13 protein-coding genes are annotated in these 13996 nt (G+C 70.7%); 10 read left to right on the top strand and 3 right to left on the bottom strand.

Features of this window, described 5'->3' with window-relative positions; genetic code table 11:
* Positions 1-100: 100 nt before the first annotated feature.
* Positions 101-805: a scramblase gene (locus tag K1T34_RS27025; protein WP_220237594.1), complete on the bottom strand. Its 705-nt coding sequence runs from the start codon at positions 803-805 to the stop codon at positions 101-103.
* A 132-nt stretch (positions 806-937) separates the two neighbouring features.
* Here K1T34_RS27025 and K1T34_RS27030 point away from each other — a divergent pair, with 132 nt between their 5' ends.
* From K1T34_RS27030 to K1T34_RS27045, 4 genes are read left to right on the top strand one after another with little or no spacing between them, the layout of a single operon-like run.
* Positions 938-1975, top strand: a complete 1038-nt coding sequence (locus tag K1T34_RS27030) for a methionine synthase (RefSeq protein WP_220237595.1) — start codon at positions 938-940, stop codon at positions 1973-1975.
* A gap of 46 nt (positions 1976-2021) precedes the next feature.
* Complete coding sequence (locus K1T34_RS27035; protein ID WP_220237596.1) at positions 2022-2738, top strand: hypothetical protein; 717 nt, start codon at positions 2022-2024, stop codon at positions 2736-2738.
* A gap of 11 nt (positions 2739-2749) precedes the next feature.
* Positions 2750-4924, top strand: coding sequence for an NAD-dependent DNA ligase LigA (ligA, locus tag K1T34_RS27040; RefSeq protein WP_255637615.1), 2175 nt, complete (start codon positions 2750-2752; stop codon positions 4922-4924).
* Complete coding sequence (locus K1T34_RS27045; RefSeq protein ID WP_220237597.1) at positions 4917-5408, top strand: GNAT family N-acetyltransferase; 492 nt, start codon at positions 4917-4919, stop codon at positions 5406-5408. The genes ligA and K1T34_RS27045 overlap by 8 nt, the downstream gene beginning before the upstream one ends.
* A gap of 443 nt (positions 5409-5851) precedes the next feature.
* Here K1T34_RS27045 and K1T34_RS27050 read toward each other — a convergent pair whose 3' ends face one another.
* Positions 5852-6505: an amino acid-binding protein gene (locus K1T34_RS27050; protein ID WP_220237598.1), complete on the bottom strand. Its 654-nt coding sequence runs from the start codon at positions 6503-6505 to the stop codon at positions 5852-5854.
* Positions 6506-6726: 221 nt separating this feature from the next.
* Between K1T34_RS27050 and gatC the strand changes: the two genes are divergently transcribed.
* From gatC to K1T34_RS27070, 4 genes are read left to right on the top strand one after another with little or no spacing between them, the layout of a single operon-like run.
* Complete coding sequence (gene gatC / locus K1T34_RS27055) at positions 6727-7026, top strand: Asp-tRNA(Asn)/Glu-tRNA(Gln) amidotransferase subunit GatC (protein ID WP_220237599.1); 300 nt, start codon at positions 6727-6729, stop codon at positions 7024-7026.
* Complete coding sequence (gatA, locus tag K1T34_RS27060) at positions 7023-8540, top strand: Asp-tRNA(Asn)/Glu-tRNA(Gln) amidotransferase subunit GatA (RefSeq protein WP_220237600.1); 1518 nt, start codon at positions 7023-7025, stop codon at positions 8538-8540. Before gatC ends, gatA begins: the two co-directional genes overlap by 4 nt.
* A complete protein-coding gene (gene gatB, locus K1T34_RS27065) occupies positions 8537-10042 on the top strand; it encodes an Asp-tRNA(Asn)/Glu-tRNA(Gln) amidotransferase subunit GatB (protein WP_220237601.1) in 1506 nt (501 codons plus the stop codon). Before gatA ends, gatB begins: the two co-directional genes overlap by 4 nt.
* A complete protein-coding gene (locus tag K1T34_RS27070; RefSeq protein WP_220237602.1) occupies positions 10043-10561 on the top strand; it encodes a hypothetical protein in 519 nt (172 codons plus the stop codon).
* Between the two features lie 554 nt (positions 10562-11115).
* Here the strand turns inward: K1T34_RS27070 and K1T34_RS27075 are convergent.
* Entirely contained in the window at positions 11116-12330 is a 1215-nt protein-coding gene (locus tag K1T34_RS27075) for a sorbosone dehydrogenase family protein (protein WP_220247436.1), read from the bottom strand.
* A 58-nt stretch (positions 12331-12388) separates the two neighbouring features.
* Between K1T34_RS27075 and K1T34_RS27080 the strand changes: the two genes are divergently transcribed.
* Together K1T34_RS27080 and K1T34_RS27085 are read left to right on the top strand one after the other, a co-directional pair.
* On the top strand, positions 12389-13297 hold the full coding sequence (locus K1T34_RS27080) for a 2-hydroxyacid dehydrogenase (RefSeq protein ID WP_220237603.1): 909 nt from the start codon (positions 12389-12391) through the stop codon (positions 13295-13297).
* Positions 13298-13363: 66 nt separating this feature from the next.
* Positions 13364-13939 carry a DoxX family protein gene (locus K1T34_RS27085; RefSeq protein ID WP_220237604.1) on the top strand — a complete coding sequence of 192 codons (576 nt, stop codon included), beginning with the start codon at positions 13364-13366 and terminating at the stop codon, positions 13937-13939.
* Positions 13940-13996: the final 57 nt, after the last annotated feature.

Genomic DNA, 13996 nt, shown 5'->3' on the forward strand with positions numbered 1-13996 from the left:
CTCCGTCCAGGCAGGACTTCGGCGTCCCGGCCTTTCGCCTCACATTGGGCCGTCACCGGCGTGGTGTCCACCTGGGCGGCCTGAGACAACGGTCACGTGTTCAGGAGGTCTGGCGGGTGAGGGCGGTGTCGATCGTGAGGGTTGTGGCGACGACCATGCTGGCCAGGGGTTCGGGCAGCTGGCGCGGGATTTCGACAAGGTAGGTGTCGCCGGCGATCGGCGAGGGCCCGGATGGCGAGCGGCTGACGCGGGCGACCTCGGTGTCGGCGTGGTTCTTGATGGTTACGTCCCACGCTTGCTGGCCGGAGGCGGCGACGCGGCCGACTGTGCGGCCGTCGACGACGAAGGTGAAGCGGGTCTCGCCCGGGGTGCGGGTGGGGACGATTTCGCCGATCGGGGTTTCGTCGGCGCGGGTGACGACGAAGCGCGTGCGCAGGTCCTTGGCCGGTCTCGCCACTTTCAGCACTGTGCTGTGGTTGGCGTCGCGGACCTCGAACTTGTGGGTGACGTACTGGTCGTACTTCGGCAACAGGCGCGCGGCCTTGTGTAGGAAGCCCTGGCTGACGTCGGCCACGCCGCCGACGCGAGTGCCGTCGCGGTCGAAGACGCTGAACTCCTCGGTGGTCTCGACGACCTCGGCGCGTCGGCTGACGATGAGGACAGCTTCGGTGAACAAGGTCCCGCCGAAGGTGCGGCCTGGGTAGCGGCGTTCAGGGATGCGCGGCTCGTCGTCCCACCGGCGCAGCCGGGTGGGACTCACCTCGTCGGGGTGCCGGCCCGGCGGTGGTGGCGAGGAGCTCGTCATGGCCATCCAGAGTATCGCTGTCTCCGCGTATTCGGTGCTGGCAAAGGGATATGCGGCGAATGTCCGGCTCACTCGGGTGACCCCGGCGAGGGCGGTGGGAGGCATGCGGGTGGGTTCGGCGAGAATTCGCCCGTGACTGAACGAGCTTGGCCAGACGGCGCCGCCACGGCGATCGGCTCGATGCCCGGGGCGGACCCGGCCGAGGCGGCTGCCGTCGTGTTCGGCGAGCTGCCCGACTTCCCGCACCTGCCTGAGTTGCCGGGGCGTGGGGTGGGGGCCGACATCCTCGGCCGCACCGCGGCGCTGCTCGTGGACCTGGCCGTGGAGGTAGTGCCGAGCGGGTACCGCGTCGCGGGGAGGCCCGGGCACGATCACCGGCGGGGGCGCGACCTCCTGCAGTGGGACCTCGACGCCGTGCAGGAAGCGCGTGAAAAAGCCGGCGTCGTGCCGCCGGTGTTCAAGACACAGGTGGCCGGGCCGTGGACGCTCGGTGCCGGCATCGAGCTGCCGCGCGGGCATCGGGTCCTCACCGACCGCGGTGCGTTGCGGGACTTCACGTCCTCGCTGCTGGACGGCCTCGCCCAGCACGTCGCCGAGCTGAAGGCGCGCATCGGGGCGCCGATCGTCGTGCAGATCGACGAGCCGTCGTTGCCGGCGGTGCTTGCCGGGAGCCTGTCGACGCCGTCGGGCTACGGCAACGTGGCGGCCGTCCCCGAGCCGGAAGCGCGGGAGCTCCTGTCGACCATGATCGAGGGCGTGCGGGCGATCACGGACCAGCCCGTCGTCGTGCACTGCTGCGCGCCGAAGCCGCCGCTCGCGCTGCTCAGGGCCGCCGGCGCGGACGCCATCGCGTTCGACGTCACGCTGCTCGGCAAGGCCTCGGCCGAGACGCTGGACGCGATCGGCGAAACGTGGGACGGCGGCACGTCGCTGTTCCTCGGCCTCGTCCCGGCGACGGATCCCGGTACGCGCCCGACGCTGAAGGACGTCGCCGGACCCGCGTTCAGGCTCGTGGACCGCCTCGGGTTCAACCGGTCGATCCTGGCCGAACGCGCCGTCCCGACGCCGACCTGCGGCATGGCCGGCGCGACGAACGAGTGGATGCGCCGCGCGCTCGCCCTCACCCGCGACCTCGGCAAGGCCTTCATGGAGCCGCCCGAGACGTGGTGAGCTCGCGGTAGCGTGTCGGGCAACGATCGACAACGGGGGATGTTCCATGGGCCTGTTCCGCCGCCGCGCTGCCCGCGCCGATACCGACGCCAAAGCCGCGCCGCCCGACCCGCGCACGCCGTGGCCGGCCCAGCTCGTGCCGTCCGACGTCGAGGCGGCCGCGGCGAAGTTCTGGGAAGGCTGGTTCGAGCTCCTCCCGGTGGTCAACGCGGCCTTGGGCGACCGCGAACCGCACCGCGTCGAGCACGATCTCTGCGTGCTGGTCGAGGCTCTGCACCCGCGGCTGCACTTCTCCCTGGAACGCGGCCGTCAGGCCATCTACGCCCTCGTGGTCACCGGCCAGGAGGATCCGGAACTGCGGCCGTTCACCGACGCCTGGAAGGCCGCCGCCCCGCCGGACGACGCCATCTGGGAGCACCACGACTCCGTGCCGCCGGTCCCGGACCCGACCGAGGTCACCGTGAACCTCGGCGACCACCGCATCGCGCTGGCCGACGTGCGTGTCGTCGCGCAGGTGGACGAGGACGTGGTCGACGTGGCCGTCTACCACCCCGCGCTGGCCGACCTCGAGCCGGCGGCGCGCACCACCATGACCTTCCTCCCTCTGGACGCCACGCTCGGTGAGCGCGTCGCCGCCGAACGGCTACGCCGCGTCGAGACAGCGGAAACCGAACCGGAGGGCACGATCAGCCTCCTGGAGCTCCGTGACCTGGTCCGGGGTCTGAACGGGCAAGAGGACGAAACTGTCGGCACCTCCGGCTAGGGTTACCACCCGTGAGCAGCGACCTTCCCCACGACCAGTTGGCCGCCCCCGCCGAACCGGCAGTGGCGGCCCAGGACGTCACCGACGTCCCCGCCGACGTGCGCGAACGCCACGGCGCCCTCGCCGAGGACGTCCGCGGGCACCAGTTCCGCTACTACGTGCTGGACTCGCCCATCGTCTCCGACGGGCAGTTCGACGCGCTCCTCGGCGAGCTGCAGGCGCTCGAGGACGAGTACCCGGCGCTGGTCACGCCGGACTCGCCGACGCAGAACGTCGGCGGCACGTTCTCCACCGGGTTCACCGCGTACGACCACCTCGAACGCATGCTGAGCCTGGACAACGTCTTCGACACCGACGAGTTCCTCACCTGGGTGGAGCGCGTCGAGAAGGAGATCGGTTCCACGGAGTACCTGGCCGAGCTGAAGATCGACGGCCTGGCCATCAACCTCCTCTACGAGGACGGCAAGCTCACGCGTGGCCTGACCCGCGGCGACGGCCGCACGGGCGAGGACGTCACGCTCAACATCCGCACGCTGGAGCAGGTCCCCGACGAGCTGACCGGCACCGACGAGTTCCCCGTGCCGAAGCTCATCGAGGTGCGCGGCGAGGTCTTCTTCCGCGTCGAGGACTTCCTGGAACTCAACGCGAAGATGGTCGAAGCGGGCAAGCCGCCGTACGCGAACCCGCGCAACACGGCCGCCGGGTCGTTGCGGCAGAAGGACCCGCGCATCACCAAGGAACGCCGGCTGCGGCTGATCTGCCACGGCCTGGGCAAGCGCGAGGGCTTCGAACCGGTCACGCAGTCGCACGCGTACGACGCGCTCGTGGCGTGGGGGCTGCCGGTTTCGCCGCACACGCGCGTGCTGCACACGGCGAAGGAGCTCACCGACCACATCGCGTACTGGGGCGAGCACCGGCACGACGCCGAGCACGAGATCGACGGCGTCGTGATCAAGGTCGACCAAGTCGCGCTGCAACGCCGGCTGGGCACCACTTCGCGCGCGCCGCGCTGGGCGATCGCCTACAAGTACGCGCCGGAAGAGGCGATCACGACGTTGCTCGACATCCAGGTGGGCGTCGGGCGCACGGGGCGCGTCACGCCGTTCGCCGTCACGGAGCCGGTGAAGGTCGCGGGTTCGACGGTGGCGCGCGCGACGCTGCACAACGCGGAAGAGGTCAAGCGCAAGGGCGTGCTGATCGGCGACCGCATTGTGATCCGCAAGGCGGGCGACGTCATCCCCGAGGTGATGGGACCGGTCGTCGACGCGCGCACGGGCGACGAGCGCGAGTTCGTCATGCCCACGCACTGCCCGGAATGCGGCACGGAACTCGCCTACCAGAAGGAAGGCGACAAGGACATCCGCTGCCCGAACACCCGTTTCTGCCCCGCGCAGCTGCGGGAACGGCTGTTCCACCTGGCCGGGCGTGGCGCGTTCGACATCGAGGTGCTCGGGTACGAGGCGGCCGTCGCGCTGCTCGACGCGCGCGTGGTCGCCGACGAGGGCGACGTGTTCGACCTCAGCGAGGACGCGCTGTCCGAGGTGGAACTGTTCCGCACCAAGGCGGGCGACCTCTCGGCCAACGCGCGGAAACTCCTGACGAACCTCGACGTGGCGAAGGACCGTCCCTTGTGGAAGGTGATCGTCGCGCTGTCGATCCGCCACGTCGGGCCCACAGCAGCGCAGGCGCTGGCGCGCGAGTTCGGCTCGATCGAGCGCGTCGAGGAGGCGAGTGAGGAAGAGCTCGCCGACGTCGACGGCGTCGGGCCGACCATCGCGCACGCCGTGCAGGAGTGGTTCGAAGTCGACTGGCACCGGGAGATCGTCGAAAAATGGCGACGCGCCGGCGTGCGGATGGAAGAGGAACGCGACGACTCGATCCCGCGTCACCTCGAGGGGCTGTCGATCGTGGTCACAGGCTCGCTCGACGGATTCTCCCGCGACGAGGCCAAGGAGGCCATCATGGCCCGCGGCGGCAAGGCGGCGGGGTCGGTGTCGAAGAAGACCGCGTTCGTCGTGGCGGGCGAGGCGCCGGGGTCGAAGTACGAGAAGGCCGCGCAGCTCAAGGTGCCGGTGCTCGACGAGGGCGGCTTCCGCGTGCTGCTTGAGCGGGGTCCGGACGCGGCCGCCGAGGTGGCGCTGGATACCGGCACCGCCGAGCCGGACGAAGAGCCCTCCGATGGGTGACGTCGAGATCAGGGTGTCGCGGGACGAGGAGCTCGCGGTGGTGGGGGAGCTGACGGTCGAGGCGTACCGCCTGGACGGCCTGCTCTCCGACGAGGTTGGGTACGAGAACGAGCTGCGCGACGTCGCGCACAGGGCGGAGCACGCCGAGCTGCTGGTGGCTGTCGATGGCGACGTGGTCCTCGGGACGGTCGCGGTGGTGCGACCGGGCACGTCGTACGCGGAGATCTCACGTGAGGGTGAGCTGGAGTTCCGGATGCTGGCCGTCGCCGGATCGGCGCGTGGGCGTGGGATCGGCGAGGCGCTCACGCGGGCGGTGCTGGAGCGGGCACGGGAGCTGGGGTTGGGGAAAGTCGTGTTGAGCAGTCTTGATCGGATGCGGACGGCTCATCGGCTGTATGAGCGCATCGGGTTTCGGCGATTGCCGGAGCGGGATTGGAAGCCGTTTCCGAACATCAGCTTGATCGCGTTTGAGTACGATCTGTAGGCTGTTTCGGCTGGTCAGGGTCTTTTGCCGCTGAGAGGCGACGGTTCGCGCCGGGCTGGGATCGGGTGTCCGGAGGGACGCGGGCAGGGTTCGATTGCTGGCCTGATTGTGGCGGCGGATCTCGTGTAGTCGCGGGGTGCTGAGGTGCTCGACAGCGAACCCGCGTCGGCGACGGCTGGGCGAGCGGTCCGAGCGCCGGGAGGCTGTGGTTCGCCGACTTGGAGTGTTGCCGCCCGTCGGCGACACCACGGATCGGTGTCGCCGACGGGCGGGCGTGCTCGCGCGTGGATTGGGCCAGCGCTTCTCGGCTGAGACGTCATTGCCCCTCAGCGGCGACCCCGTCGAACGGTCAGAAACGCCGCCCTGAGGGGACCGTCGCGCGCCGACGGAAGGCATCGCCGTTCTGCGGCGAATCCCAGCTCAGCGCCTGAATCCGGGACCCGTCAGCCGTCCAGAACGACGGCGACGATTCCGGCGAAGTGGGCCAGGCGGGCGACCTCCGCGGCACGGAAGTTGGGACCGCCCGGACGAGCCACGAGAAGAGCCTTGCCCGGCTTGCCCAGCGGCGTCGCCGCGAGCTCCGTGCCCAGCTCCTTCCACGTTTCCGGGATCCAGTCCTCTTCGCCGTCGAGGACGGTGGCGCGCTCCAGCGGCAGCCAGGGCAGGTCCGTGAACGGGTTCTCCGGCGCAGCGCTCGACGAAGCCAGCCGCCGCGTGCCCGATTCCCGGTGTTCCACGACGACGGCCCAACCGGCGCGGATGATTTTCGGCACACCTTCGGCAAGCAGGTCGAGCCCGGTTTTCGGCTGGGCCGCGATCTCCTCGACCAGCTCCAGCTCGCGGTGGGTGTCCAGAATCCCGGCGTACGGCCGGACGGCGTCGACCTCGACGCCTTCGATGCTCTCGGCCGCGGTGATGAGGGCGTCCGGCAGGCGGCCGGACGGGAGCTCGACCACGAGGTCGTCGATGGCGACCCCGCCGCCGCGCTCCACGACGTCGACGCTGAGGATGTCGGCGCCGACGGTGCCGAGCGCCGTCGCGACGGCGCCGAGGGTGCCGGGGGAGTCCGGAAGCTGGACCCGCAGCAGGAACGACACCACACGCCCCTCTCGCCTCAGGCGTTCCGTCTTGTCGCGGAACGCGGTAACCGGGCGCCGATTGTGACAGACCGGGTACTACTTGGGGACCGCCGTCCGGCGAACGGGACTCCCCGGGTCGCAGCAGGTCCGGCCATAACCCGGTCGAGCCGTCCGGCGCCGCCACCATAGACTTGCAGCTTCCGACCGCACCCGCACAGCACACCCCGGGAGTCACCCGCGTGCCCAACATTTCCCGAGACGAGGTCGCGCACCTCGCCAAGCTGGCCAGGCTGGCCGTCACCGATGACGAGCTGGACGTCTTCGCGGGCCAGCTCGACCAGATCCTGGACTCGGTGGCGAAGGTGAGTCAGGTCGCCGCGGCAGACGTCCCGCCGACCTCGCACTCCGTGCCGCTCACGAACGTCTTCCGCGAGGACGAGATCCGCCCCTGCCTGACGCAGCAGCAGGCATTGGCCGGCGCGCCGGCCGCCGAGGAGGGCCGGTTCCGGGTGCCGCGGATTCTGGGAGAAGAACAGTGAGTGAACTCGTCAAGCTGACCGCCGCCGAGCTGGCGGCGAAGATCCACTCGCGCGAGGTCTCCGCGGTCGAGGTCACCCAGGCGCACCTGGACCGGATCGCCGAGGTCGACGACCACGTCCACGCGTTCCTGCACGTCGACACGGAAGGCGCGCTCGGCGCGGCCAAGTCCGTCGACGAGAAGCTGGCCGCGGGGGAGCAGCCCGCGTCGTCGCTGGCGGGCGTGCCGCTGGCGCTGAAGGACGTGCTGACCACCGAGGGCATCCCCACCACGTGCGGTTCGCGCACGCTGGAGGGGTGGATCCCGCCGTACGACGCGACGGTTACGCGCAGGCTGCGCGAAGCCGGCGTCGTCATCCTCGGCAAGACGAACATGGACGAGTTCGCCATGGGCTCGTCCACTGAGAACTCCGCCTTCGGCCCCACGCACAACCCGTGGGACCACGCCCGCATCCCGGGCGGTTCGGGCGGCGGCTCGTCGGCGTCGATCGCGGCGTTCGAGGCGGCGCTGGCCATCGGCACGGACACCGGCGGCTCGATCCGCCAGCCGGGCTCCGTCACGGGCACGGTCGGCGTGAAGCCGACGTACGGCGGGGTTTCGCGCTACGGCCTCGTCGCCTTCTCGTCGTCGCTCGACCAGGCCGGCCCGTGCGCGCGGACGGTGCTCGACGCCGCGCTGCTGCACGAGGTCATCGCCGGTTACGACCCGATGGACTCGACGTCGATCGACGCACCGGTCCCGCCGGTCGTCGCCGCGGCGCGCGAGGGGGCCAGTGGCGACCTCAAGGGCGTGCGCGTCGGCGTGGTGAAGGAGTTCGCCGGCGACGGCTACCAGGCCGGTGTGCTGCGGTCGTTCCACGCCGCCGTCGAGCAGCTGCGCGCGCTGGGCGCCGAAGTGGTCGAGGTCTCGTGCCCGCACTTCGTCTACGCGCTGCCGGCCTACTACCTGATCGCGCCGAGCGAGGCGTCTTCGAACCTCGCGCGGTTCGACGCGATGCGCTACGGCCTGCGCGTGGCCGACGACGGCACGCACAGCGCCGAAGAAGTCATGTCCCTGACGCGCGAAAAGGGCTTCGGCGCCGAGGTGAAGCGCCGCATCATGCTGGGCACGTACGCGCTTTCGTCGGGCTACTACGACGCCTACTACGGCTCGGCCCAGAAGGTGCGCACGCTCATCACGCAGGACTTCACCTCCGCGTTCGAGCAGGTGGACGTGCTTGTGTCGCCGACCACGCCGACCACGGCGTTCAAGATCGGCGAACGCGTGGACGACCCGATGGCGATGTACCTCGCCGACCTCTGCACCATCCCGTCGAACCTCGCGGGCAACGCCGCCATGAGCGTCCCGAGTGGACTGTCCGACGAGGACGGCCTGCCGGTCGGCCTGCAGATCATGGCCCCGGCGCTCGCCGACGACCGGCTCTACCGCGTCGGCGCCGCCTACGAGGCCGCACGCGACGCCGCCGCCGGCGGGTCGCTCGTGCACCAGGTCCCGGAGCTGGGAGGAACGAAGTGACTGCCGTGGCCGAGTTGATGGACTACGCCGAGGTCATCGAGCGCTTCGACCCGGTGCTCGGGCTCGAGGTCCACGTCGAGCTCAACACGAAGACGAAGATGTTCTGCGGCTGCGCCAACGAGTTCGGCGGCGAGCCGAACACGAAGACGTGCCCCACGTGCCTCGGCCTGCCCGGCGCGCTGCCCGTGGTGAACGGCAAGGCCGTGGAGGGCGCGATCCGCATCGGGCTGGCGCTCAACTGCGAGATCGCCGAGTGGTGCCGCTTCGCGCGGAAGAACTACTTCTACCCGGACCAGCCGAAGAACTTCCAGACCTCGCAGTACGACGAGCCGATCGCCTTCAACGGCTACCTCGACGTCACGCTCGACGACGGCGAGGTCGTGCGCGTGGAGATCGAGCGCGCGCACATGGAGGAGGACACCGGCAAGTCGCTGCACATGGGCGGCGCGACCGGCCGGATCCACGGCGCGGACTATTCGCTGCTGGACTACAACCGCGCGGGCGTGCCGCTGATCGAGATCGTCACCAAGCCGATCGAGGGCACCGGAGAGAGGGCGCCGGAGGTGGCGCGCGCGTACGTTTCGGCGCTGCGTGACCTGCTGCGGGCGCTCGACGTGTCCGACGTCCGAATGGACCAGGGGTCCCTTCGCTGCGACGCGAACGTGTCGCTGATGGACAAGGACGCCACCGAGTTCGGCACGCGCACGGAGACGAAGAACGTCAACTCGCTGCGCAGCGTCGAGCGCGCCGTTCGGTACGAGATGACGCGCCAGGCGGCGATTCTCGCTGACGGCGGCTCGATCAAGCAGGAGACGCGGCACTTCCAGGAGGCCGACGGCACCACGTCCGGCGGGCGCACCAAGGAGACCGCGGAGGACTACCGGTACTTCCCGGAGCCCGACCTGGTGCCGATCGCGCCGGCGCGCGACTGGGTCGAGGAGCTGCGCAAGACGCTGCCGGAGATGCCGGCCGAGCGGCGCAAGCGGATTCAGACCGAGTGGAACCTGTCGGACGAAGCGTTGCGCGACCTGCTGAACGTCGGCGCCGTCGACCTCGTCGCGGCCACGGTCGAGGCCGGCGCGAAGCCGGACGAAGCCCGCGGCTGGTGGGTCAACACGCTGGCGCAGGAGGCCAACACGCGCGAGGTCGAGCTCGCCGAGCTGGCGATCACGCCGGTGCAGGTGGCCGAGGTGATCGCGCTCGTGTCCTCGGGTGAGCTGACGAACAAGCTCGCCAAGGAGGTCGTGCAGGGCGTGCTCGCCGGCGAGGGTTCGCCGCGCGAGGTGGTGGACAAGCGCGGGCTGAAGGTCGTTTCCGACGACTCCGCGCTGATCGCCGCCGTGGACGAGGCTTTGGCCGCGCAGCCGGACGTCGCGGAGAAGATCCGCGGCGGCAAGGTCGCCGCGGCGGGCGCGATCGTCGGCGCGGTCATGAAGGCCACCAAGGGCCAGGCCGACGCCAAGCGCGTGCGTGAGCTCATCATCGAGCGCGTCGGCTCCTGAGTGGCGTTCTCCGTCAAACGCGTCACGTGGCGCGAGTGGCTCGGTCAGGGGGCCGGGCTGCTCGCGCTCGTGGCGCTGTTTCTTCCCTGGACGGTCCTCACCGCCGACACGGCCACGGCCGATGTCCGTGACGCCTTCAACTCCCTGCCCCACGACGATGTCGTGCGCTCGGCCTGGCACTCGGACTTCTTTTCATGGTTCCCGCCGCTGGTGCTGGTGCTGGTCGGGCTCGCGGTGGTGTTCTTCGGGCAGGTCAGGAAGGTCCGGGTCAGCGGCCTGCCGCACCTGTGGCTCGTCGCGGACCTCGCCGCGCTGCTGCTCATGGTCATCGGCTGGACGACGCTGGACTGGGTCTTCGACAGCGACCAGCGGGCGTTCCTGGAAACCGCCGGCGTGATGATCAACCCGGGGGTCGGCCGGTACGTCGCGCTGCTCGCCGTGTTGGTGTCGATCGCCGCGTCGATCCTGGACATCCGGGCGGCGCGGGCGGAAAGCCGCGCTCCACGGTCTCGCCGCTGAGGGGCGAAACCGCCGTTGCCTCTCAACGGCGACGGTCATCTCGCCTGTGGGCGGCAACGCGTTCGCCTCTGAACGGCGATTTGCCGGCTCGCCTGGGAGCGGCAATCGGGATTGGCCACTGAGTGGCGACTGCTGCTGCTTCGCTTGTGAGCGGGAACATGATTCGCCGCTGAAAGGCGACCGTCGGCCCGTCTGGGAATGGCAACCGGGATTGGCGACTGAGTGGCGACTGCCGCTTCGCCAGGGAATGGTGGCCGGATTGGCCGCTGAATGGCGACTGCCAGCTCGTCTCGGAGCGGCGACCGCGATTCGCCCCTGAGTGGCGACCGCTGCGGTGCCGTTCGGCGGCGCCGAGGTGCGACGACCAATCGCCGCCGAACGGCGAAAAGCTTCGAGCTATCGAAAGGTGGCTGGAGTCCGAGCGTTCATCGGTCGATGGAGCGCGCTCGGGCGATCAGCTGAGGCAACGAGCCGGGCGAGGACCAGCTCGGAACCACCTGTCGCCGCTCAACGGCGACAACCACAAACCCCCAGGTCAGACCCGAAGCCGGACCTCAGTCCTTCCCCGGACCGCCCTCGGTTTGGACGATCGTGATGAGGACGACGCGGTCGTCGCTGGAGACGGGTTTGCCGCCGTCCTTGTTGGTGGTGCCGGCGACCGCCAGTTGGGGGCTGATCATGCTCATGGCTGCGAGGCGGCCGTAGGTCGTGGGGGGCTTGCCCTTGCCGTCGAGGCTGACGCTGGGTTTGCCGGTCACAGCGCCGTCCGGGTTGACCGGCAGGTTCTGCAGGCCGGCGGACGACGCGATGCTCAGGGTGCCGTCCAAGTCGGAGAAGTCGGCGCAGCCCCGGACGCCTGGCTTGTCCGGCCAGGTCCACGCGGGCGTCGACAGGGTCTGGCCCGCCTGGACGCGGTACAGCGCGTCGGGGCCGGAGGTCTGGTCGGTGACCCACACGCGTTTGCCGTCGGGGGAGATGCAGAGGCCGCCGGGGGTGTGGAGGCCCGAGGCGTACACAGCGGAGCCCGCGGTCGGGTTGCCGGCGGCCGGGCTGCCCGATGTGTCGATGCGCAGCACCTTGCCTGCCAGGGACTTCGGGTCGGCCGCTGACGCGGGGTTGCCTGCGTCGCCCGTCGCGACGAGCAGGGCGCCGCGGCCGTCGCCGACGAGGGCGCCGCGGTTGCCGGTCGCGCCCTTCGGGATGCCCGTGAGCACCGGCTTCGGCGGCTGGCCCTTCGCGAAGCGCACGACGCGGTTGTCGGTCGCGGTGGTGATATACGCGAACACCAGCTGGTCCTCGACGTAGCTCGGCGACAGCACCAGCGAGGTCAGGCCGCCGTCACCGGTGGCGACGACGTCGAGCTGCTCGAACGGCGTCGCGTCGCGGCCGGCTGTGGCGAGAACCACGCGGCCCGATTTCCGTTCACCGGCGAGAGCCGCGGGCGTCGAGCCGTCGCCCGGCAGGCCGGCGACGGCCGCGACCGTGTCCAGGCACGTGGCGATCACGGCCTTGTCGAAGTCCTTGCACCCCTGCGGCGGCGGGATCGGCGTGGGCGACTGTTGCTGACCGCCCTGGCCCACGCCGCCTTGGCCGTCGCCGGACGGGTCGTTCGGGTCCTGCACCTGCGGCGGCGACTCGGGGCTGGGCACGGGGGCGGCGCTGAACGTCTGGCCGGCCGCGGTGTCGTCGAACCGCGCGCAGCCCGACAGCAGGAGTCCGCCAGAGGCGAGGAGGGCCAGCGGCGCCGACCACCGGTACCGGGTACGCATGATGCTCCAGCCTAGGTGCCCCCACGTGAGCGCGGAGTAAGTGGCTAACGTGGCGATCATGACGCTGACTGTGCTGGTCCCCGACGACGAGGGCGTCGAGGCGCTCTCGGAGCTCCCGATGGTGCAGGCCGTGCGCTACCAGTGGGGCGACCCCGTGCCGCCGGAAGCCGCGAAGGCCGAGGTCCTCATCCCCGGCCGTCACCCGGCGGGCGACCAGCTGTGGCGCGAACTGCCGAACCTCAAGCTCGTGCAGCTGCTCTCCGCCGGCGCCGAGGACTGGGTCGGCAAGCTTCCCGACGGCGTCCTGCTCTCCACCTGCCGCGGCGCCCACGGCGGCAGTACGGCCGAATGGGTCGTCGCCGTCTTGCTGTCGATGTACCGGAAGCTGGACGTGTTCGCCGACGCCCACCGCGAACGCCACTGGGAACGCCGCTCCGCCGAAACGCTCCAGGGCCAGCACGCGCTCATCGTCGGCGCCGGAGACCTCGGGCGGCAGCTGCGGCGCCGGCTCGAACCGTTCGACGTCCGCTGCACGATGGTCGGCATGTCGGCGCGCGACGGGGTCCACGGCGTCGCCGAGCTGCCCGAGCTGTTGCCGCACCACGACATCGTGGTGCTGATGGTCCCCCTCACGTCGCGCACGCGGGGGATGGTCGACGCCGAGTTCCTCGCCGCGATGCCCGACGGTGCCGTCCTCGTCAACGCCGCGAGGGGACCGGTCGTGCGCACCGACGCGCTCCTGGCCGAGCTCACCGCCGGCCGCCTGCGTGCCGCGCTCGACGTGACGGACCCCGAGCCGCTGCCGGCCGACCACCCGCTGTGGCACGCGCCGGGTCTGCTGCTCACGCCGCACGTCGGCGGGGCCGTCGCCGGTGTGCGGCGACGCTCGTACGCCGTCGCCGCGGCCGAGATCGCGCGTTACGCGGGCGGCGAGCTGCCCGACAACATCGTGCACCGCGAATACTGACGCGAAGGGCCCCTGACCTCGGCGCGCTCGCTCGCGGCCGGGGTCGGGATCCCCTACCCTTCGCGCGTGACCAGTCAAGGGGACGACTACCAGAGCGGCCTGCTGTCCGGGGTCGGGGACACGACGAACGACAACGACGACGAGGTGCGCCAGGGCGGCCTGGGCCTCGGCCTGCTGATCCTGCGCCTGGGGCTCGCCGCGATCGTGGGGGCGCACGGCCTGCAACACCTGTTCGGTGCGTTCGGGGGACCCGGCATCACGGGGTTCGCGCACCTGCTCGAGACATTCGGCTTCCACAAGCAGACCACGCTGCTCTCGTGGGTCACCGGCATCGTCGAGGTCGGCGGCAGCGCGCTGCTGCTCGTGGGCCTCTTCACGCCGCTCGCGGCCGCGGGGATCCTGGGCGTCGCCGCCAGCGCCGTCTTCGCGAAGTTCCACGGCGGCTTCTTCGAGGGCGACGGCCGCGGCTGGGAGTTCGAACTCCTCATCGGCGTGGTGGCCCTCGCGCTGATTTTCACCGGCGCCGGCCGGATCTCGCTGGAGCGGAACACGCCGTGGCGCAAGCGGCCGTTGCCCCTGGGTGTCGTCTCGCTGCTGCTGGCAGCGGCGGCTTCGGTGGTGGTCATCGTTTTGACCCGCTGACCTGGGGTTTGCCACGGAGTGGCAAAAGCAGTGCCGCCGCCCGGCGGACGGAGTGAT

It is taken from the genome of Amycolatopsis sp. DSM 110486, from assembly GCF_019468465.1.
GTDB lineage: Bacteria > Actinomycetota > Actinomycetes > Mycobacteriales > Pseudonocardiaceae > Amycolatopsis.